We start from the raw sequence: 18,840 nt of genomic DNA on the forward strand, positions 1-18,840 counted from the left end.
CTGGTACCATTGACGGCACTTAGACTAGTATTGTCGAAAAAATCGACACCGATGGACAGATTACATGGCTATCTCTATTAAGACCCCTGAAGAAATTGAAAAGATGCGCGTCGCCGGTCGTCTGGCCGCGGAAGTGCTGGAAATGATCGAGCCGTTCGTGAAACCGGGCGTCAGCACCGGCGAACTGGACCGCATCTGTAACGACTATATCGTTAACGAGCAGCACGCGGTCTCCGCCTGCCTCGGCTACCACGGTTTCCCGAAATCCGTCTGCATTTCTATAAATGAAGTGGTGTGCCACGGTATTCCGGACGACGAAAAACTGCTGAAAGATGGCGACATCGTCAACATCGACGTCACCGTCATTAAAGATGATTACCACGGTGACACCTCGAAGATGTTTATCGTGGGCAAGCCAACCATCCTGGGCGAGCGCCTGTGTAAAGTGACGCAGGAGAGCCTCTACCTGGCACTGAAGATGGTAAAACCGGGCATTCGCCTGCGCACCATTGGTGCCGCCATCCAGAAGTTTGTGGAAGCGGAAGGTTTCTCCGTGGTTCGCGAATATTGTGGTCACGGCATTGGTCGCGTTTTCCACGAAGAGCCGCAGGTTCTGCACTATGATGCGGATGACGGCGGCGTGGTGCTGCAAAAAGGCATGACCTTCACCATCGAGCCAATGGTTAACGCGGGTGACTACCGTATCCGCACCATGAAAGATGGCTGGACGGTGAAAACCAAAGACAGAAGCTTGTCTGCGCAGTACGAGCATACTATTGTGGTAACAGACAACGGCTGCGAAATTATGACGTTGCGCAAGGATGACACCATCCCGGCAATACTGACGCACGATGAATGATAAAAAAGCCGGCAAATGCCGGCTTTTTTAATGGCTATAGCTTTTTCTTATGGGTGGCGCACGATGAGTAATCTATTACCCGAACAGTATGCTAACACAGCACTTCCCACCCTCCCCGACCAGCCCGATAACCCGGGCGTCTGGCCGCAGCACGAGCTGAGCTGTGCCGGCATCAAAGCCCATATGGATGTCTTCCAGCGCTGGCTGGGAAGCGCGTTTGACGCGGGCATTTCCGCCGAACAGCTGATCGAAGCGCGCACCGAATTTATCGACCAGCTCCTGCAACGCCTGTGGATTGAGAACGGGTTCGGGCAGGTCAGCGACGTGGCGCTGGTTGCCGTCGGGGGCTATGGCCGCGGTGAGCTGCATCCGCTCTCCGATATCGACTTACTGATCTTAAGCCGCAAAAAGCTGCCGGACGAACAGGCGCAAAAAATTGGCGAACTGCTGACGCTGCTCTGGGATATCAAGCTGGAAGTTGGCCACAGCGTGCGCACCCTGGAAGAGTGTTTGCTGGAAGGGTTATCGGATCTGACCGTTGCCACTAACCTGATCGAAACCCGCCTGCTGATCGGCGACGTCGCGTTGTTCCTGGAACTGCAAAAACACATTTTCAGTGACGGCTTCTGGCCGTCAGAAAAGTTCTTCGCCGCAAAGGTCGAGGAACAAAATCAGCGCCACCAGCGCTATCACGGGACAAGTTATAACCTTGAACCGGATATTAAAAGCAGCCCCGGCGGCCTGCGCGACATCCACACATTACAGTGGGTGGCCCGTCGCCACTTTGGCGCCACCTCGCTGGATGAGATGGTGGGCTTTGGCTTTTTGACCGAAGCCGAGCGAAACGAGCTGAACGAGTGTCTGCATCTACTGTGGCGCATTCGGTTTGCCCTCCATCTTGAACTTAATCGCTACGATAACCGTCTGCTGTTTGACCGCCAGCTCAGCGTGGCCCAGCGCCTCAACTACAGCGGCGAGGGTAACGAACCGGTTGAGCATATGATGAAGGATTTCTTCCGCGTGACTCGCCGCGTCACCGAGCTCAACCAGATGCTGCTACAGCTGTTCGACGAAGCCATTCTTGCGCTGACGGCGGACGAAAAACCGCGCCCCATCGATGACGAGTTCCAGCTGCGCGGCACGCTTATCGATCTGCGTGACGAAACCCTGTTTATGCGCGAGCCGGAGGCGATCCTGCGGATGTTCTATACGATGGTCCGCAACAGTACGATCACCGGGATCTACTCCACAACCCTGCGCCATTTGCGCCATGCGCGCCGCCATCTGACGCAGCCGCTGTGCTATATCCCGGAAGCGCGTTCGCTGTTCCTGAGCATGCTCCGCCATCCGGGCGCCGTCAGTCGCGGGCTGCTGCCAATGCACCGTCACAGCGTACTGTGGGCCTATATGCCGCAATGGTCGCACATTGTCGGGCAGATGCAGTTCGATCTGTTCCATGCCTATACCGTGGATGAACACACGATCCGCGTCATGCTCAAGCTGGAGAGCTTTGCGAAAGAAGAGACGCGCTCCCGCCACCCGCTTTGTGTAGAGCTGTGGCCACGTCTGACCCACCCGGAACTTATTCTGATTGCCGCCCTGTTCCACGATATCGCCAAAGGCCGTGGGGGTGACCACTCGGTGCTGGGTGCGCAGGATGTGCTGAAGTTTGCCGAACTGCACGGTCTGAACTCGCGCGAAACGCAGCTGGTTGCCTGGCTGGTCCGCCATCACCTGCTGATGTCGGTTACCGCTCAGCGCCGTGACATTCAGGATCCTGAAGTGATCAAGCAGTTCGCAGAAGAGGTACAAACAGAAAACCGTCTGCGCTATCTGGTCTGCCTGACGGTGGCCGATATCTGCGCCACCAACGAAACGCTGTGGAACAGCTGGAAGCAGAGCCTGCTGCGTGAACTGTACTTTGCGACCGAAAAACAGCTGCGTCGCGGCATGCAAAATACTCCGGACATGCGCGAGCGTGTTCGCCATCATCAGCTGCAGGCTCTGGCCCTGCTGCGGATGGACAACATTGATGAAGAGGCATTGCATCAGATTTGGGCCCGCTGTCGCGCCAACTACTTTGTCCGCCACAGCCCAAACCAGCTGGCCTGGCATGCACGGCATCTGCTGCAGCATGATTTGTCGCAACCGATGATCCTGCTCAGCCCGCAGGCGACACGCGGTGGTACCGAGATCTTTATCTGGAGCCCGGACCGTCCTTATCTGTTTGCTGCGGTATGCGCTGAACTGGACAGACGAAACCTGAGCGTGCACGACGCGCAGATTTTTACTACCCGCGACGGCATGGCGATGGACACCTTTATTGTGCTGGAGCCGGACGGCAGCCCGCTGTCGTCGGATCGTCATGAAGGGATACGTTTTGGTCTGGAACAGGCCATCACCCAGCGCAGCTGGCAGCCACCACAGCCGCGTCGTCAGCCGGCAAAATTGCGCCACTTTACCGTCGATACCGAGGTCAATTTCCTGCCGACCCACACCGATCGTAAATCGTTCCTGGAGCTGATTGCCCTGGATCAGCCAGGACTGCTCGCCCGCGTCGGCCAGGTCTTTGCCGATCTGGGAATTTCGCTCCACGGAGCCCGAATTACAACCATTGGCGAGCGAGTAGAAGATTTATTTATAATCGCAACAGCGGACCGGCGTGCCCTTAATAATGACCTGCAACTTGAAGTGCAACAACGGTTGACAGCAGCCCTCAATCCAAACGATAAAGGGTGACGTGTTTTTTAGTGAAATGGAAAGAGTAAACAATGCAGCAGTTACAGAACGTTATTGAGTCCGCTTTTGAGCGTCGCGCCGAGATTACCCCGGCAAATGTGGATACCGTTACCCGCGAAGCGGTTAATCAGGTGATTTCTCTGCTGGATTCCGGCGCGCTGCGTGTAGCAGAAAAAATCGACGGTCAGTGGGTCACTCATCAATGGCTGAAGAAAGCCGTGCTGCTCTCTTTCCGTATCAACGATAACCAGGTTATCGACGGAGCTGAAAGCCGCTACTTCGATAAAGTGCCAATGAAATTCGCTGATTACGACGAAGCGCGTTTCCAGAAAGAAGGCTTCCGCGTAGTGCCACCTGCTGCGGTGCGTCAGGGTGCGTTCATCGCCCGTAACACCGTACTGATGCCGTCCTACGTAAACATCGGTGCCTATGTAGACGAAGGCACCATGGTGGACACCTGGGCAACCGTGGGCTCCTGCGCGCAGATCGGTAAAAACGTTCACCTGTCCGGCGGCGTCGGCATTGGTGGCGTACTGGAACCCCTGCAGGCTAACCCAACCATCATCGAAGACAACTGCTTCATCGGCGCGCGCTCTGAAGTGGTAGAAGGCGTGATCGTTGAAGAAGGTTCAGTAATCTCTATGGGCGTTTACATCGGTCAGAGCACCCGTATTTACGACCGTGAAACCGGCGAAATCCATTACGGCCGCGTTCCGGCGGGCTCCGTGGTGGTTTCCGGCAACCTGCCGTCTAAAGATGGTAAGTACAGCCTGTACTGTGCGGTTATCGTGAAGAAAGTGGACGCGAAAACCCGCGGTAAAGTGGGCATCAACGAATTGCTGCGCACCATCGATTAATCGGATATAACAAAAAGCGGGGGCAACCCCGCTTTTTTCATATCTGAGGGTGGCGAAAATAGATTTTTTCGTTAATTATTCAAAGGTTATGTTGAGATCAAGGGTACCGCTATGTACGATAATCTGAAAAGTCTGGGCATTACCAATCCTGATGAAATTGATCGTTACAGCCTTCGCCAGGAAGCCAACAACGATATTTTAAAAATCTATTTTCACAAGGACAAAGGAGAGTTTTTCGCCAAGAGCGTGAAGTTCAAATACCCACGCCAGCGTAAGACCGTCGTCGCAGACGGTGTAGGACAGGGATACAAAGAGGTTCAGGAAATCAGCCCTAACCTGCGCTATGTGATTGATGAACTCGATCAGATCTGCCAGCGCGACCGTACCGAAGTCGATCTCAAGCGTAAGATCCTTGACGATCTGCGTCACCTTGAAAGCGTTGTGACTAATAAGATCAGCGAGATTGAAGCGGATCTTGAGAAATTAACCCGGAAATAAAAGCAAAACGGCAATCCTTGATTGCCGTTTTTCGTGTTTGCGCCCTCTTCCTGTGAGGGATGGGGTGAGTGTACCATACCGCACTCAGCTATCGCTGTTCATCCAGCTGCAGCGCCACATACAGCAGCAGCCTGTCGTCAAAACTCCCCAGATCCAGCCCTGTCAGCTCCGAAATCCGGTTGAGCCGATACTCCAGCGTATTGCGGTGAATGAACAGCGCTTTCGACGTCGCCAGCGGCTGCACGTTATGCCGGAACCATGCCTGCAACGTCCGACGCAGCAGGCCATTGTTGTCCATCGCTTTCAGGCGCACGAGCGGACGCGCCAGCTCATTGGCCTGCCAGCCACCGCGCAGGCTGTCGAGCAGTACCGGCAGCATCAGATCCTGATAAAAATAGCTGCGGCTTTCCGGCATTCGCTGTTTACCCACCATCATCGTGGTACGCGCCGTACGCCATGAGCGGGCAATACTGCCAGGTCCGGTAAAGTAATTTCCCAGGGCGACGCGAAAACGCAGCTGGCCGTTCTCTTTCATACGGGAAATCAGCTGCTCCACACGACGACGGTGATCTTCCGCATCCCAGCGACCGAACGCGTTAAGCGCCGGCTTGAGCACCACCATTTCCGTCAGGGAAACGATCGCCACCAGGTTGTCACGCTCCGGCGTCGCCAGCGCATTCTGCAGTTGCTGCAATTCAGCCATTGCGCTATCGACCCCCAGTTGGCCGCTATCCACCTCAATCACCGCCACCACGCGTGGTTGGTTCAGGTCGATGCCCAGACGCTGAGCCCACTCGCTCAGCGCAGGCGTATGCTCCTCTGCCTGAATCAGGTTCATCACCAGCTCTTCGCGCAGACGGCTATCCTGCGCCAGCAGGTGCATCAGGCGCGACTGCTCCAGCATCATCTCCGCCGTCATGCAGACCAGCTCGCCATATTTACGCAGTGATTCGGGTTCACCGGTCAGGCCTATTACGCCAACAATTTCCCCTTCAAGGCGCAGCGGTAAATTGATGCCCTGACGGACGCCGTGCAGGTGTTTCGCCACGGCATCATCGATATCCACGACCCGCCCCTGGGAAAGCACCAGCAACGCACCTTCGTGCAATTCCCCAATACGCTCGCGATCGCCGCTGCCAATAATGCGCCCACGGGCATCCATTACGTTGATATTGGTATCAATGATGCGCATGGTGCGCGCCACGATGTCCTGCGCCATTTTGGTATCAAGATGCCAGCCAGCCATGTAACCCTCCTGTGAGCAGTGCTCCAGCATAGGGGAGTTCAATCGCGGTCGCATTGTGCAAATGCACAAAGTCAGGGAGAGAAATGTGGACTTGTGGAAAAGGTCACAGAAACGAGAAAGCCCCTGCGAGCAGGGGCTTAAGAGGATTACTGCATCAGCAGATAAATAGAGGTGTCACCACGCTGAATATTCAGCGCCAGCACGGATGGCTTGCTGTCGAGAATTTTGCGCAGTTCAGCGATGTTTTTCACCGGCTGCTGGTTAGCCCCCATGATCACATCACCTTTTTTCAGGCCGATACGGGCTGCCGGTGAGTTCGCTTTCACGTTATTCACCACCACGCCTTTATCTGCACCTTTGTTGCTCATCTCCGCCCCTTCAATCCCGCTGAAGATGGTGCTGGAATCGACCTGATTCTGGCTGCTCTGCTGCAGCTCCAGGCTCACGTTAACCGCCTTACCGTCACGCAGCAGGCCGAGCGTCACTTTGCTGCCAATTGGCATTGAGCCCACTTCGGCACGCAGGGCGGCAAAGCTGCTGATCGGTTTACCGTTCAGGGAGGTGATCACATCCCCGGCTTTAATCCCCGCTTTTGCTGCGGAGGAATTCGGCATAACCTGGCTCACAAACGCGCCGCGCTGGGCGTCAACTTTCATCGCTTTCGCCAGCTCAGAGTTCAGCTCCGTACCCAGAATACCCAGCTCACCGCGTTTCACCTGGCCATACTGCACCATCTGTGCGGTCAGGTTTTTCACCATATTACTTGGGATAGCAAAACCGATACCGATGTTGCCGCCGTCCGGCGCCAGGATGGCAGTGTTAATACCAATCAGCTCACCGTTCAGGTTCACCAGCGCACCGCCGGAGTTACCGCGGTTGATCGCCGCATCCGTCTGGATGAAGTTTTCATAGTTCTCCGCGTTCAGACCGCTACGGCCCAGCGCTGAGACAATACCCGACGTCACGGTTTCACCCAGACCGAACGGGTTACCGATGGCCACGGTGTAGTCACCGACACGCAGCGCGTCGGAGTCGGCAATTTTAATCGCCGTCAGGTTTTTAGGATCCTGAATCTGGATCAGTGCGATATCAGAGCGTGGGTCCTTGCCCACCACTTTGGCGTCAAATTTGCGCCCGTCGCTCAGTTGAACCTTAATGCTGTTGGCGTTATCCACCACGTGGTTGTTGGTCACGACATAGCCTTTCGCAGCGTCGATAATGACCCCCGAGCCAAGCGCCATGAATTTCTGCTGCTGGCCGCCGCCCTGGCCGTCATCCCCTGCGCCACCGCCCTGACAGAACGGAGAACTCTGGAATGGCGAACCGTCCTGGCAGAATGGCGAGTTATCGCCGAAGAACTGCTGGAAGTTACGCGGCATACGCGGCGTATTGACGGTCGTGCTGCCCTCAACGTTGATACTCACCACCGATGGCATCACTTTTTCGAGCATCGGTGCCAGGCTTGGCATCTGCTGCGCGGTTGCTGCCGACGACGCGGTCTCGGCTGCAGTAGCAGTCAGAGGAGACAGCGCTAAACCTAAACTCAGAGCCAGTGCACTCATTGCTAATGTGGTTTTTTTCATGTTTCTCAATCTCGATTTACAGATAACGCAAAATTGCTGTGTAACTCAGATTCGTTTTATACCGCTTAGTTCCGGCGATAAGTTTATGGAAAAAGTAAAAATTTATTGGTCGTCTTTACAAAACTCACCGGTTATTCCACAGCCATCAGCTTGCGGTACTCGTCCCAGGCATACAGATCGGTCATCCCGCTGATATAGTCCTGGATGAGACGACAGCGATAATAATATTCGAGCACCGGCCATTGAGGAGCGTGGCGATCCAGTTTGCCGATGGCTTCAACATAAGCCAGACGATGACGGGTAGAAAGTTTCTGATAAAGCCGGGACTCAATCGGTATTCGTCGCACGCGCTCGTGTTCCACCAGCTCGCTAAATTCATCGACCGATAATTGCAGCAGGGGTCGATAGATTTCCAGTAAGCCGCTGATAACCCGATATCCCTGCAGCTCTAACTGTTCAACATCAGGGTGGCTGAAGACATGGCGCATTGCGACATGTTTATATAACTCAAGCAACTGACTAAAGCTGCTGTCATCCTCCAGCAACGCATGATTAAATTCCCCGCTAAAAATCATCGGCAAATTGTCAATAAAACGCGAGGCGGCGTAAGGCACCAGTTTATTTAATGTATTGACCCGCAAATACATAAAGAACTGATCTTCCGTACTGCGGCTTAATGTATTTGCGCGCGATTTTTCCCAGGCATTTTCGACGACCTGCGCAAACAGCGAACCTTTTTCATGTTTCCCCCACGCATCATAAAGATGCTGATACAACTCCTCGACGCTGAATATTCTTTTCTCAACGGCGTCTTCCAGGTCGGCAACACAATAGGAGATGTCATCGGCGGCTTCCATAATCCACGTTAACGGGAAGCGGCCATTTGCAGTCAATGAAAGTTCTTTACGTAGCCGCTCAATATAGGCTTCTTCAGAGAGATAATAGCCCGGCTTTTTCATCAGATAACTGTGCGAAGCGGGCGTTTCGCCCATCCACCAGGCGGGACGGGTATATTTGAGGATGCATCCCACCTGTGCCCAGGTCAGGTTCATGCGCATCAGGGAGTGCACCAGCCGGATCCCCTGTGCATTGCCTTCAAAGTGACAGAGATCCTGACGCACTTTACGACGCAGATCGTTCAGCGCTTCTTCGCCTTCACGCAGACGTAAATCCCGGACCACGCAGCGGTCATCACTGAGCGGCTGGCTGACGGCATCTGACGGGAAGAGTCGCTGCCTGAACCAGTCGTTGATCGCCGCCTCGCCGAAATGGCCAAACGGCGGGTTGCCGATGTCATGCATCAGGCAGGCCATCTCAACAATGCTCTCAAAGGGCCCGGTCAACTCATCCAGACCATAGGTTTCCAGCAAGCGCTGCTCTTTGAGGCGGCTTAAAATCTCTTTGGCAATGTAGCGCCCCACCTGCTGAACTTCCATTGAGTGGGTTAAGCGTGTGCGCACGGCAGCGTTACGCTCAAGCGGAAACACCTGGGTCTTTTGCTGCAGACGACGGATGGCAGGCGAATTAATGATCCGCCCGCGATCGCTTTCGAAGATACGCAGGATCTCATGTTCGCTCTTTTCCCCCTGCGGCGAACGGAAACGTCGGTGCCAGTTAATTTTGGTGCGAAAATCGATCTGTGACATGTGCTCCCCCGCGTGAGAATGCGTTTCCCCTTAAGCGCATGATAGACTATGCATCTTAACAAGGCACATCGCGAGTAAATCTATGAAAATCGGCATTATTGGTGCAATGGAAGAAGAAGTTACGCTGCTGCGTGACAAAATTGAGAACCGTCAGACACTCTCTCTGGGGGGTTGTGAGATCTATACCGGTCAACTGAACGGTGTTGACGTGGCTCTGCTGAAATCAGGCATCGGTAAAGTTGCTGCTGCGCTGGGCGCAACGCTGTTGCTTGAGCGTTGCAAGCCAGACGTGATCGTTAACACCGGCTCTGCGGGCGGTCTGGCACCGACCCTGAAAGTGGGTGATATCGTCGTCTCCGATGAAGCGCGTTACCACGATGCAGACGTTACCGCATTCGGCTACGAATACGGTCAGCTTCCGGGTTGCCCGGCCGGCTTTAAGGCCGACGATAAGCTGGTTGCGGCGGCAGAAGAGTGCATTGCTGAGCTGAACCTCAACGCCGTACGCGGCCTGATTGTGAGCGGTGATGCCTTCATCAATGGCTCCGTCGGCCTGGCAAAAATCCGTCACAACTTCCCACAGGCAATCGCCGTTGAGATGGAAGCGACCGCGATTGCTCACGTCTGTCATAACTTCAACGTCCCGTTCGTGGTGGTTCGTGCCATCTCTGACGTGGCCGATCAGCAGTCTCATATCAGCTTCGACGAATTCCTGGTTGTCGCGGCAAAACAGTCCACCGTGATGGTGGAGAGCCTTGTGCAGAAACTGGCTCGTGGCTAAACATGCCGTCAGGGCGCTGGTCGCCCTGCTTCTGCTCGCACCGGCCTGGCTCTGCGCCGCGCCGCGTGTGATAACCCTCTCCCCCGCTAACACCGAACTGGCGTTTGCCGCCGGGATCACCCCCGTTGGCGTGAGTAGCTTTTCTGATTATCCACCCCAGGCCACGCGTATTGAACAGGTCGCGACCTGGCAAGGGATGAACATTGAACGCATCGTGGCGCTTAAGCCCGATCTCGTACTCGCCTGGCGTGGCGGTAACGCCGAGCGGCAGGTTAACCAGCTTACGTCGCTTGGGATCAAGGTCATGTGGGTGGATGCCGTGAGCATTGAGCAGGTCGCTCAGGCGTTACGATCTCTGGCTCCCTATAGTCCAACCCCGGCCAAAGCCGAGGATGCGGCAAAACAACTGCTCAGCGACTATGCGGCACTCAAAGCAAAATACGATACCCCCGTTAAAAAGCGCATCTTTTTGCAGTTTGGCAGCCAGCCGCTGTTCACCACCGGGAAAGGCTCTATTCAGAATCAGGTCCTGGAAGTCTGTGGCGGAGAAAATATCTTTGCGGCCAGCCGGATACCGTGGCCGCAGGTCAGCCGGGAACAGGTTCTGGCTCGCAGACCGCAGGCTATCGTTGTGGTCGGAAATGCGAGCGAGATTCCTAAAATTGAACAATTCTGGCAAAGCCAGCTAAAAATTCCGGTGATCCCCCTCACCAGCGACTGGTTTGAACGCGCCAGCCCGCGTATTATCCTCGCCGCAAAACAACTCTGTGCCGCACTGGCCGAGAGTCATTAACATAAGACCCCCTTCGAGGATTTAACGATGCTCGTTTATTGGCTGGATATTCTTGGCACAGCCGTTTTTGCTATCTCCGGCGTTTTACTCGCCGGAAAACTGCGCATGGATCCGTTTGGCGTGCTGGTGCTTGGCGTGGTAACTGCCGTTGGTGGTGGAACGATCCGTGATATGGCGCTGGATAATGGCCCGGTGTTTTGGGTGAAAGATCCTACCGATCTGGTGGTGGCGATGGTCACCTGCCTGTTAACCATCGTGCTGGTTCGCCAGCCCCGCCGCTTACCAAAATGGATCCTCCCGGTGCTGGATGCCGTCGGTCTGGCTGTGTTTGTCGGCATTGGGGTGAATAAAGCCTTTAATGCGGGGACAGGGCCCATGGTTGCCATCTGCATGGGCGTGCTGACTGGCGTAGGCGGCGGGATTATTCGCGATATTCTGGCACGAGAAGTGCCGATGATCCTGCGTACCGAAATCTATGCTACGGCCTGCATTATTGGCGGGATTGTACATGCCACGGCGTACTATACCTTTGCGATACCGCTGGAAAATTCAGCCATGCTGGGAATGGTGGTGACGCTGGCGATACGTCTGGCGGCGATACGCTGGCATCTTAAATTGCCGACGTTCGCATTGGATGAGAATGGAAGATAAACGCAAAACGGTAACCGCAAGGTTACCGTTTTTAATCTTTTCTCCCTCTCCCTGTGGGAGAGGGCCGGGGTGAGGGCATCAGCCCGCCCCCTCTTAAATACTGAACGAAGACCCACACCCGCAGGTGCTGGTGGCATTTGGGTTAGTCACCACAAAGCGCGAACCTTCCAGACCTTCGGTGTAATCCACCGAACCGCCCACCAGATATTGCAGGCTCATCGGATCAACCACCAGCGCGACGCCCTGTTTCTCGATAGTCATATCGCCGTCGTTAACCTGGTCGTCAAAGGTAAAACCATACTGGAAGCCGCTGCAGCCGCCACCGGTAATATAGACACGCAGTTTCAGATCCGGATTGTCTTCGTCGGCAATCAGGGTTTTCACTTTGTTGGCTGCTGCTTCGGTAAACTCCAGCGGCAACGCTACGTCATCACTCATCTTATGCTCCCATGAATACTGCTACTGCAATTGGGTAAAATTCACCCAATTCTTTTTGTCATTATCTAATACCCTGGTAATTCATTCAAGTATTCTGCATTGCGGCCCGTTCTGCCTCTTGCTTCGCCAGGGTGCGAGCAAGAATGGTGGAGTATAGCGGTTTTCCACCCAGGAATTGGGCTAATAGTGTCGCGCCGAGACAGGTAATGATCATTGGCAAAATGAGCTGGTAATTGTCTGTCATCTCCAGCACCAGCACGATGCCGGTCAGCGGCGCGCGCAGGGAGGCCGCCAGCAGCGCCCCCATTCCGGCAACGGCAAACGTACCGGCCTCCAGATGATATGCCGGAAAACCGGCCGCAGCCGCCATGCCAAAGGCTGTGCCAAGCAACGTCCCCAGCGCCAGCATCGGGGCAAAAATACCACCCGGCGCACCGGAGGAAAAACAGAGCACCGTCGTGATGACGCGAGAAATAAACATAAACAGAAGCAGACCCACGCTGAAGTTGCCTGCGGCCGCAATCGGGATCAGCCCGAACCCGCCGCCCGCGGCGTTCGGCTCAATGAACCCCAGCACGCCACACAGGCCACCCAGCACGCCGCCCATCAACACCCATTTCGTGGTATTCCCGCCATGGATGCGCTGGAACATATCCTGCGCACGCAGGATAAAGGTGTTAAACAGCGGGCCGACAACACCGAATATCATGCCCAGGATCAGGTACAGCCACAGCGTGTTCACCGGCGCATTGGTCAGTTTCCCCACTTCGATCACCGGGCTTTCGCCATTGAAAATGCGAAACACAATGCTCGACATGATCACACCGGTAAAGACCGCTTTGATCGAGATAAGGTTATAGCGGAACTGGGCGCGCATCTCTTCGATGATAAACAGGATCCCCGCCAGCGGTGCGTTAAACGCCGCCGAAAGCCCCGCTGCGGCGCCTGTGGCCAGCAGCGTATGGCGCGCTTCCGCGCTGCGCATCCTGAACAGATCCCCCACCATGCGCCCGACGTTCCCACCCAACTGCACGGTGGGCCCCTCTCGACCCAGCACCATACCCGCACCAAGGGTTCCCATGCCGCCGATAAACTTCACCGGGATGACGCGCCACCAGCGCACCGGACGCAGCTCTTCCAGTGCGCCTTCAATTTCAGGGATCCCGGAACCGCCCGCTTCCGGCGCAAATTTACGCACCAGAAAGTAGCCCACTATGGCAAATAGTGCGGACAACCCGAACGCCCAGAACCAGACCAGCCCTCCTTTGTCGGCGAAACCGGCCACCGTACCAATACGCCAGTTCAGTACCGCATTGACCGCCTTTTCAAAGGCAACCCCCGCCAGCCCGGCGAGCGTCCCTACTACAGCGGCGGCCAGTAAAATTGCCAGCGGTGTCTTATCGCGATTGAGCAAGCGCCGGATGCTGATCCGGTGTTGCGCGCGTCGGAACTGTTGTTCTTCAAAAGAAGGTGAGTCTGCTTTCATTACCGTTTCTTTTCGTCATACAAATCGCACAGGGATTTTACCAGAGTGCGTCACGTCGTCCCGTGAAAAATACTTAAAAATTGTTTAGCAATGAAAGGGGCAAAAATTTCATTACCTTTCGCGGATCACTTAGAATAGTGTGCTTAATCATTTTATACGAACCAGGAACGACGCCATGAGCAAGTCTGAAAACCTCTACAGTGCAGCCCGCGAGCTTATCCCAGGTGGCGTAAACTCGCCTGTTCGCGCCTTTACAGGCGTAGGCGGAACGCCGCTGTTTATTGAACGTGCTGATGGCGCGTACCTGTTTGATGTCGACGGCAAGGCCTATATCGATTACGTCGGCTCCTGGGGCCCGATGGTGCTGGGTCACAACCACCCCGCCATCCGTAATGCAGTGATTGAAGCGGCCCAGCGCGGCCTGAGCTTTGGCGCGCCTACCGAGATGGAAGTCAAAATGGCGGAGCTGGTGACCGAGCTGGTGCCAACCATGGATATGGTGCGTATGGTGAACTCCGGTACCGAAGCCACCATGAGCGCTATCCGTCTGGCGCGCGGCTTTACCGGTCGCGACAAAATCATCAAGTTTGAAGGCTGCTACCACGGCCATGCGGACTGCCTGCTGGTGAAAGCGGGCTCCGGCGCACTGACCCTTGGCCAGCCAAACTCCCCGGGCGTACCGGCTGATTTCGCGAAACACACCCTGACCTGCACTTATAACGATCTGAACACCGTTCGTGCGGCATTCGAGCAGTATCCACAGGAGATCGCCTGCATCATCGTTGAACCGGTTGCGGGCAACATGAACTGCATTCCACCGCAGCCAGAGTTCCTGCCGGGCCTGCGCGCCCTGTGCGATGAGTTTGGCGCGCTGCTGATTATCGACGAAGTGATGACCGGTTTCCGCGTCGCGCTGGCGGGTGCCCAGTCTTATTACGGCGTTGAGCCCGATCTGACCTGTCTCGGCAAAATCATCGGCGGCGGTATGCCGGTGGGCGCATTCGGGGGGCGCAAGGATGTGATGGAAGCCCTGGCACCAACAGGGCCGGTTTACCAGGCGGGTACGCTCTCCGGTAACCCGATTGCCATGGCGGCGGGCTTCGCCTGCCTGACAGAAGTCTCCCAGCCGGGCATCCATGAAACCCTGACTGATCGCACGACGCAGCTGGCAAATGGTCTGCTGGAAGCGGCTGAAGAGGCGGGTATTCCGCTGGTGGTGAACCACGTGGGCGGGATGTTCGGGATCTTCTTCACGGAAGCCCAAACCGTGACAAGCTATCAGGACGTGGTGAAGTGCGACGTTGACCGCTTCAAGCGTTTCTTCCACCTGATGCTGGAAGAAGGCGTCTACCTGGCGCCGTCAGCATTTGAAGCCGGCTTTATGTCCGTGGCGCACAGCGAAGAGGATATCAATAACACCATCGACGCGGCGCGTAAGGTGTTTGCGAAGTTGTAAGCACGTGCGGCGTGACGCCCTCACCCCGGCCCTCTCCCACAGGGAGGGGGAGCAAACCCTAAAACGTCAATCTTAGGATTGACGTTTACTTTTATTACCGACTCTGCTTTCTCAACAGATAAATAAAATACGGCGCGCCGATAAAGGTCGATAGCAGACCTGCCGGGATCTGATACGGGAACAGCACCATTCTTCCGCACCAGTCCGCCACTACCAGCATTACCCCGCCCGTCAGGGCAGACATCACGATATGCGGCATCGTCCTGCGGAATCCCATCATTCTGGCGATATGCGGCGCCATCAACCCGACAAAACTCAGTGGGCCAATGGTCATGGTGGCTGTGGCCGTCAGGCACGCCGCCAGCAGTAACAGCGCGACGCGCGTTGGCGTTAACGCCATGCCGACCGCACGTGCGGTTTCGCCCCCCAGCGGCAGGATCGTCATCCAGCGGCGGCACAGGGGCACAATCGCCAGCAGCACGATCATCACGATCCCGGAATGCACCACCTGACTGCCAGTGGCGTTGTACGTTGAGCCGGAGATCCAGGTCAGGATCTTCGCCATCCGCGGATCGCCGCTCGCCTGCAGCATCATCAGCAGCATGGTAAAGGCGGTGCTGAGCGCCATCCCGGCCAGCAGCATCCGGTGAGGCGAAAACCCGCCGCGCCCGGAGGCAATCAGGATGATCATCAGCGTCACTGCCGCCCCGATGCTCCCGGCAGGCATCAGCCAGCCAAAGGCATTTCCCGGCACCAGGAACAGCATCAGCACCACGCCAAACGCGGCTCCCGAACTGATACCCAGCACTTCCGGGCTGGCCATCGGGTTGCCGGTCAGGCGCTGGATAATACAGCCCGCGACCGCCAGCATTACCCCGGCAATCAACGCCGAGAGGATACGCGGCCAGCGCCACTGCAGCAGTTCCTGGAGCAAATCGCCCGTTGCCCAGTGCCAGCCCACCGCATCGCGCCCGAAAGCAAGCGCGACAAACGAGACGATGATCAACACCGCCAGACCGGCCAGGCTGAACCACAGCACCGACTGACGCTCAGCATAAACTTTATCCCCCGCGTCCATCGCGGGAGCACTCATACTGCGCAGGCGTGGCAACAGCCACAGCAACAGCGGCGCGCCAACCAGTGCCGTTACCGACCCGGTAGAGACTTCCATCCAGACACGCGCCAGCCAGAGAATGATTTGATCGGAAAGCCAGAGGATCAGCGCACCAATCAGCGGGGCCAGCAGCAGTCGCGCCAGCAGGCGACGCGCCCCGAGCATTTTTGCCAGCAGCGGGGCAAACAGTCCGATAAAGCCGATAATCCCAACCGCATTAACCAGCAATGCGCTGAGGACAATCGCCAGCGTCAGCGCCGCCAGACGCGCCAGGGAGAGCGCCAGCCCCAGATTGCGGGCTACGCCGTCATCCAGCCCCATCAGCGTCAGCGGACGTAACAGCAGCAGCGTCAACATGGCGCCGCCAACGAGCTGCGGCCACAGGCGCTGCACAATGCTCCAGTCCGTCTGGGTCAGCGTACCGGTACTCCACAGGAACATGCTTTGCAGCTGATCGTGATGGAACAGCACCAGCAGCTGGTTGATTGCCCCGCAGTACAGGCTGACGACCAGCCCTGCGAGGATCAGCGTCACGGGCGAGAGACGTTTCCCCCAGGCCACGCCGAAGACCAGCGCGCCGACCACGCACGCGCCCGCAAGCGCGGCAAACTGCGAGGTTAACGCGCCAGGCAGTGCCCACAGCGTGGTCACCGTGATCCCAAGCTGGGCACCGGTCGCGACGCCAAGCGTTGTAGGCTCGGCCAGCGGGTTACGCAAAACCTGCTGGAACAGGACGCCCACCAGCCCTAGCCCCCCCCCGACCAGCAGCGAAATCGCCAGACGCGGCAGCAGGCTGTAGTGGAACAGCATTTGCTGAATATTATCGATATCCGGCGTAGCCAGGGCCGCGCCCCACTGCCCCCGCGGTAAGGCGGTCGAGAGGTTAAACCAGGTCAACGCCAGCGCGGTCAGGAAAATCAGAGCCAACAACAGCGCCGGGAAACGGGCAATACGCGTACTCATGCTTTTCCCCCCAGCGCGTTATCCAGCACCCGGGCGAAGTGCATGGCCGACAGCGTCGCGCCGTAGAACCAGACCGCCGGTGCACGCATAAAGCGTTGCTCACGCACGAACGGCATCGCCTGCCACAGCGGTGTCGCCATCAGCGCCTGCATTTCACGCTCGTTGCCGTGATCGAAGCACAGCACGTCCACATCGCGGAACGCCGCCAGACGGTCGATACCGACGGCGGTGCTGCCCCAGAAGGTCATCTCCCCTTCCCAGGCATTACGAATACCAAAACTATCGAGCACTTCCTGGAAAAGGCAGTTTTTACCGAACACCAGCATATGGCGCGCATCCAGCAGCGTCACCATCAGCAGCGGGCGGTCTCCGCGATGGGCAAAACGCGGCTTCAGGGAGTCAATCAGAGCATCAAACTCAGCGAAATGTTGTTTGGCTTCCGCCTCACGATTGAGGAAATGCGCCATCTCGTTGATGGAGTTTTTCGCCATCGTGAGCGGTTTTTTTCCGTCACTGAAGGAGAACCCCCGCCCAGGCGCAATACGCGCCATTGTCTCTTCTGACGGGCCATACCCCGCAGACCAGAACAGAAATGACGGCTTCATCTGCGTCAGCAGCTCAAGGTTAGGCTCCGTTCGCAGACCAATATCAATGACCGAATCGGGCAGCGCCGGCTCGTTCACCCACAGCCTGTAGTTGGGAATATCGGCGACACCATACGGCGTGACGCCCAGTGCCATCATCAGTTCAACAGGCAACCACTCCAGCGCCACAATACGGTGCGGATCGACGGCAGCCGCTGCCCGCGCGAGGTTCATCTTTAACAGCAGCGGTGAAAGTGCCATGGCCGTCAGCAAGCGGCGGCGGCTCAACAAAGTAGAATTCAGCATCAGTAAACAAAGCTCACCGGAGCAGCCCCACCAGGATGAGGCAGGATCCCCATGGGAATACCGTAAATGTGTTCCAGGGTTTCACTTCGCATCAGTTCCGACGGTGTCCCCTGAGCAATCATCTCCCCGCCGCGAAGTGCGACAAGATAATCGCAGTAGCGCGCCGCCATGTTGATATCGTGCAGGACCGCGATAACCGTCAGGCCACGCTGCTGGCTCAGGCGATGCACCAGCGCAAGCACATCAACCTGATGAGCGATATCCAGTGCGGAAGTCGGTTCGTCGAGCAGCAGACAGCGGCTGTCCTGCGCAACCAGCATCGCAATCCATGCTCGCTGACGTTCACCCCCGGAAAGGCTGTCGACCAGACGGTGCGCCAACGGCTTTAATCCCACCAGCGCAATCGCCTCTTCCACTTTCTCTCTGTCGGCGACACCGAAGCGCCCGAGCGCGCCATGCCACGGATAACGCCCAATCGCCACCAGCTCACGCACCGTCATCCCTTCCGCCTGGGGCAGTTGCTGCGGCAGATACGCGACTTTGCGTGCAAAGGCTTTACTGCTCCAGCTCTCCAGCGGCTGTTCATCCAGCAAAATATCCCCTTCTGAAGGCGGCTGATGACGGCCCAGCATTTTCAGTAACGTCGATTTACCGGAACCATTGTGACCAATCAGGCCGGTAACTTTACCTGCGGGGAACGTCAACGAGAGCGGGTGCAGCAAGGTGCGCCCGGGAACACGAAAGGAGAGTTGATTGAGCGTAAAAGTGGTGTCGGAGTGCGTTTTATTGTCCTGCATATCAGCCAACTTAAATAAAAAGGGCACGGCGAACCGTGCCCGA

The 18,840-nt window shown here is 56.5% G+C and carries 16 protein-coding genes; 8 read left to right on the forward strand and 8 right to left on the reverse strand.

The window, feature by feature from the left end; genetic code table 11:
* Nucleotides 1-64: 64 nt before the first annotated feature.
* The 4 genes from map (at nt 65) to NQ842_RS20050 (ending at nt 4,953) form a co-directional block, all read left to right on the forward strand.
* Nucleotides 65-859 carry a type I methionyl aminopeptidase gene (gene map, locus NQ842_RS20035; RefSeq protein ID WP_013095652.1) on the forward strand — a complete coding sequence of 265 codons (795 nt, stop codon included), beginning with the start codon at nt 65-67 and terminating at the stop codon, nt 857-859.
* A gap of 63 nt (nt 860-922) precedes the next feature.
* On the forward strand, nt 923-3,598 hold the full coding sequence (glnD, locus tag NQ842_RS20040; RefSeq protein WP_014830707.1) for a bifunctional uridylyltransferase/uridylyl-removing protein GlnD: 2,676 nt from the start codon (nt 923-925) through the stop codon (nt 3,596-3,598).
* A gap of 32 nt (nt 3,599-3,630) precedes the next feature.
* A complete protein-coding gene (dapD, locus tag NQ842_RS20045) occupies nt 3,631-4,455 on the forward strand; it encodes a 2,3,4,5-tetrahydropyridine-2,6-dicarboxylate N-succinyltransferase (protein ID WP_013095650.1) in 825 nt (274 codons plus the stop codon).
* 111 nt (nt 4,456-4,566) lie between these two features.
* Complete coding sequence (locus tag NQ842_RS20050) at nt 4,567-4,953, forward strand: DUF3461 family protein (RefSeq protein WP_014168696.1); 387 nt, start codon at nt 4,567-4,569, stop codon at nt 4,951-4,953.
* 88 nt (nt 4,954-5,041) lie between these two features.
* On the opposite strand, the gene cdaR is transcribed toward NQ842_RS20050, so the two are convergent.
* From cdaR to dgt, 3 genes are all read right to left on the reverse strand, one after another.
* Nucleotides 5,042-6,199, reverse strand: coding sequence for a DNA-binding transcriptional regulator CdaR (gene cdaR, locus NQ842_RS20055; protein ID WP_023620759.1), 1,158 nt, complete (start codon nt 6,197-6,199; stop codon nt 5,042-5,044).
* Nucleotides 6,200-6,345: 146 nt separating this feature from the next.
* Nucleotides 6,346-7,782, reverse strand: a complete 1,437-nt coding sequence (gene degP / locus NQ842_RS20060; RefSeq protein WP_014830706.1) for a serine endoprotease DegP — start codon at nt 7,780-7,782, stop codon at nt 6,346-6,348.
* Between the two features lie 131 nt (nt 7,783-7,913).
* Complete coding sequence (gene dgt / locus NQ842_RS20065; RefSeq protein WP_014830705.1) at nt 7,914-9,428, reverse strand: dGTPase; 1,515 nt, start codon at nt 9,426-9,428, stop codon at nt 7,914-7,916.
* Nucleotides 9,429-9,510: 82 nt separating this feature from the next.
* Between dgt and mtnN the strand changes: the two genes are divergently transcribed.
* From mtnN to NQ842_RS20080, 3 genes are read left to right on the forward strand one after another with little or no spacing between them, the layout of a single operon-like run.
* Complete coding sequence (gene mtnN, locus NQ842_RS20070; RefSeq protein WP_013095646.1) at nt 9,511-10,209, forward strand: 5'-methylthioadenosine/S-adenosylhomocysteine nucleosidase; 699 nt, start codon at nt 9,511-9,513, stop codon at nt 10,207-10,209.
* Nucleotides 10,202-11,002: a vitamin B12 ABC transporter substrate-binding protein BtuF gene (gene btuF / locus NQ842_RS20075; protein WP_014830704.1), complete on the forward strand. Its 801-nt coding sequence runs from the start codon at nt 10,202-10,204 to the stop codon at nt 11,000-11,002. The genes mtnN and btuF overlap by 8 nt, the downstream gene beginning before the upstream one ends.
* A 27-nt stretch (nt 11,003-11,029) precedes the next feature.
* Nucleotides 11,030-11,653: a TRIC cation channel family protein gene (locus NQ842_RS20080; protein ID WP_013095644.1), complete on the forward strand. Its 624-nt coding sequence runs from the start codon at nt 11,030-11,032 to the stop codon at nt 11,651-11,653.
* A 93-nt stretch (nt 11,654-11,746) separates the two neighbouring features.
* On the opposite strand, the gene erpA is transcribed toward NQ842_RS20080, so the two are convergent.
* Nucleotides 11,747-12,091, reverse strand: coding sequence for an iron-sulfur cluster insertion protein ErpA (gene erpA, locus NQ842_RS20085; RefSeq protein WP_013095643.1), 345 nt, complete (start codon nt 12,089-12,091; stop codon nt 11,747-11,749).
* 85 nt (nt 12,092-12,176) lie between these two features.
* A complete protein-coding gene (clcA, locus tag NQ842_RS20090) occupies nt 12,177-13,577 on the reverse strand; it encodes a H(+)/Cl(-) exchange transporter ClcA (RefSeq protein WP_257256244.1) in 1,401 nt (466 codons plus the stop codon).
* 175 nt (nt 13,578-13,752) lie between these two features.
* Between clcA and hemL the strand changes: the two genes are divergently transcribed.
* A complete protein-coding gene (gene hemL, locus NQ842_RS20095) occupies nt 13,753-15,033 on the forward strand; it encodes a glutamate-1-semialdehyde 2,1-aminomutase (protein WP_050859450.1) in 1,281 nt (426 codons plus the stop codon).
* 94 nt (nt 15,034-15,127) lie between these two features.
* On the opposite strand, the gene fhuB is transcribed toward hemL, so the two are convergent.
* Genes fhuB through fhuC form a run of 3 tightly spaced genes read right to left on the reverse strand, consistent with a single transcriptional unit; the run spans nt 15,128 to nt 18,797 of the window.
* Nucleotides 15,128-17,110: a Fe(3+)-hydroxamate ABC transporter permease FhuB gene (gene fhuB, locus NQ842_RS20100; protein ID WP_063411462.1), complete on the reverse strand. Its 1,983-nt coding sequence runs from the start codon at nt 17,108-17,110 to the stop codon at nt 15,128-15,130.
* Nucleotides 17,107-18,000 (reverse strand): Fe(3+)-hydroxamate ABC transporter substrate-binding protein FhuD, encoded by an 894-nt coding sequence (gene fhuD / locus NQ842_RS20105; RefSeq protein WP_083021502.1) that lies wholly within the window; start codon nt 17,998-18,000, stop codon nt 17,107-17,109. Before fhuD ends, fhuB begins: the two co-directional genes overlap by 4 nt.
* Entirely contained in the window at nt 18,000-18,797 is a 798-nt protein-coding gene (fhuC, locus tag NQ842_RS20110) for a Fe3+-hydroxamate ABC transporter ATP-binding protein FhuC (protein ID WP_014830699.1), read from the reverse strand. The genes fhuD and fhuC overlap by 1 nt, the downstream gene beginning before the upstream one ends.
* Nucleotides 18,798-18,840 lie beyond the last annotated feature (43 nt).

The sequence above is a fragment of the Enterobacter cloacae complex sp. R_G8 genome (assembly GCF_024599795.1).
In the GTDB taxonomy this organism is placed as follows: domain Bacteria; phylum Pseudomonadota; class Gammaproteobacteria; order Enterobacterales; family Enterobacteriaceae; genus Enterobacter; species Enterobacter dissolvens.

Coding starts and splice junctions, on each gene's coding strand:
- fhuB (WP_063411462.1), bottom strand. CDS start 17,110: ATGAGTACGCGTATTGCCCGTTTCCCGGCGCTGTTGTTGGCTCTGATT.
- degP (WP_014830706.1), bottom strand. CDS start 7,782: ATGAAAAAAACCACATTAGCAATGAGTGCACTGGCTCTGAGTTTAGGT.
- mtnN (WP_013095646.1), top strand. CDS start 9,511: ATGAAAATCGGCATTATTGGTGCAATGGAAGAAGAAGTTACGCTGCTG.
- glnD (WP_014830707.1), top strand. CDS start 923: ATGAGTAATCTATTACCCGAACAGTATGCTAACACAGCACTTCCCACC.
- NQ842_RS20080 (WP_013095644.1), top strand. CDS start 11,030: ATGCTCGTTTATTGGCTGGATATTCTTGGCACAGCCGTTTTTGCTATC.
- dgt (WP_014830705.1), bottom strand. CDS start 9,428: ATGTCACAGATCGATTTTCGCACCAAAATTAACTGGCACCGACGTTTC.
- map (WP_013095652.1), top strand. CDS start 65: ATGGCTATCTCTATTAAGACCCCTGAAGAAATTGAAAAGATGCGCGTC.
- fhuC (WP_014830699.1), bottom strand. CDS start 18,797: ATGCAGGACAATAAAACGCACTCCGACACCACTTTTACGCTCAATCAA.
- fhuD (WP_083021502.1), bottom strand. CDS start 18,000: ATGCTGAATTCTACTTTGTTGAGCCGCCGCCGCTTGCTGACGGCCATG.
- erpA (WP_013095643.1), bottom strand. CDS start 12,091: ATGAGTGATGACGTAGCGTTGCCGCTGGAGTTTACCGAAGCAGCAGCC.
- dapD (WP_013095650.1), top strand. CDS start 3,631: ATGCAGCAGTTACAGAACGTTATTGAGTCCGCTTTTGAGCGTCGCGCC.
- cdaR (WP_023620759.1), bottom strand. CDS start 6,199: ATGGCTGGCTGGCATCTTGATACCAAAATGGCGCAGGACATCGTGGCG.
- hemL (WP_050859450.1), top strand. CDS start 13,753: ATGAGCAAGTCTGAAAACCTCTACAGTGCAGCCCGCGAGCTTATCCCA.
- NQ842_RS20050 (WP_014168696.1), top strand. CDS start 4,567: ATGTACGATAATCTGAAAAGTCTGGGCATTACCAATCCTGATGAAATT.
- clcA (WP_257256244.1), bottom strand. CDS start 13,577: ATGAAAGCAGACTCACCTTCTTTTGAAGAACAACAGTTCCGACGCGCG.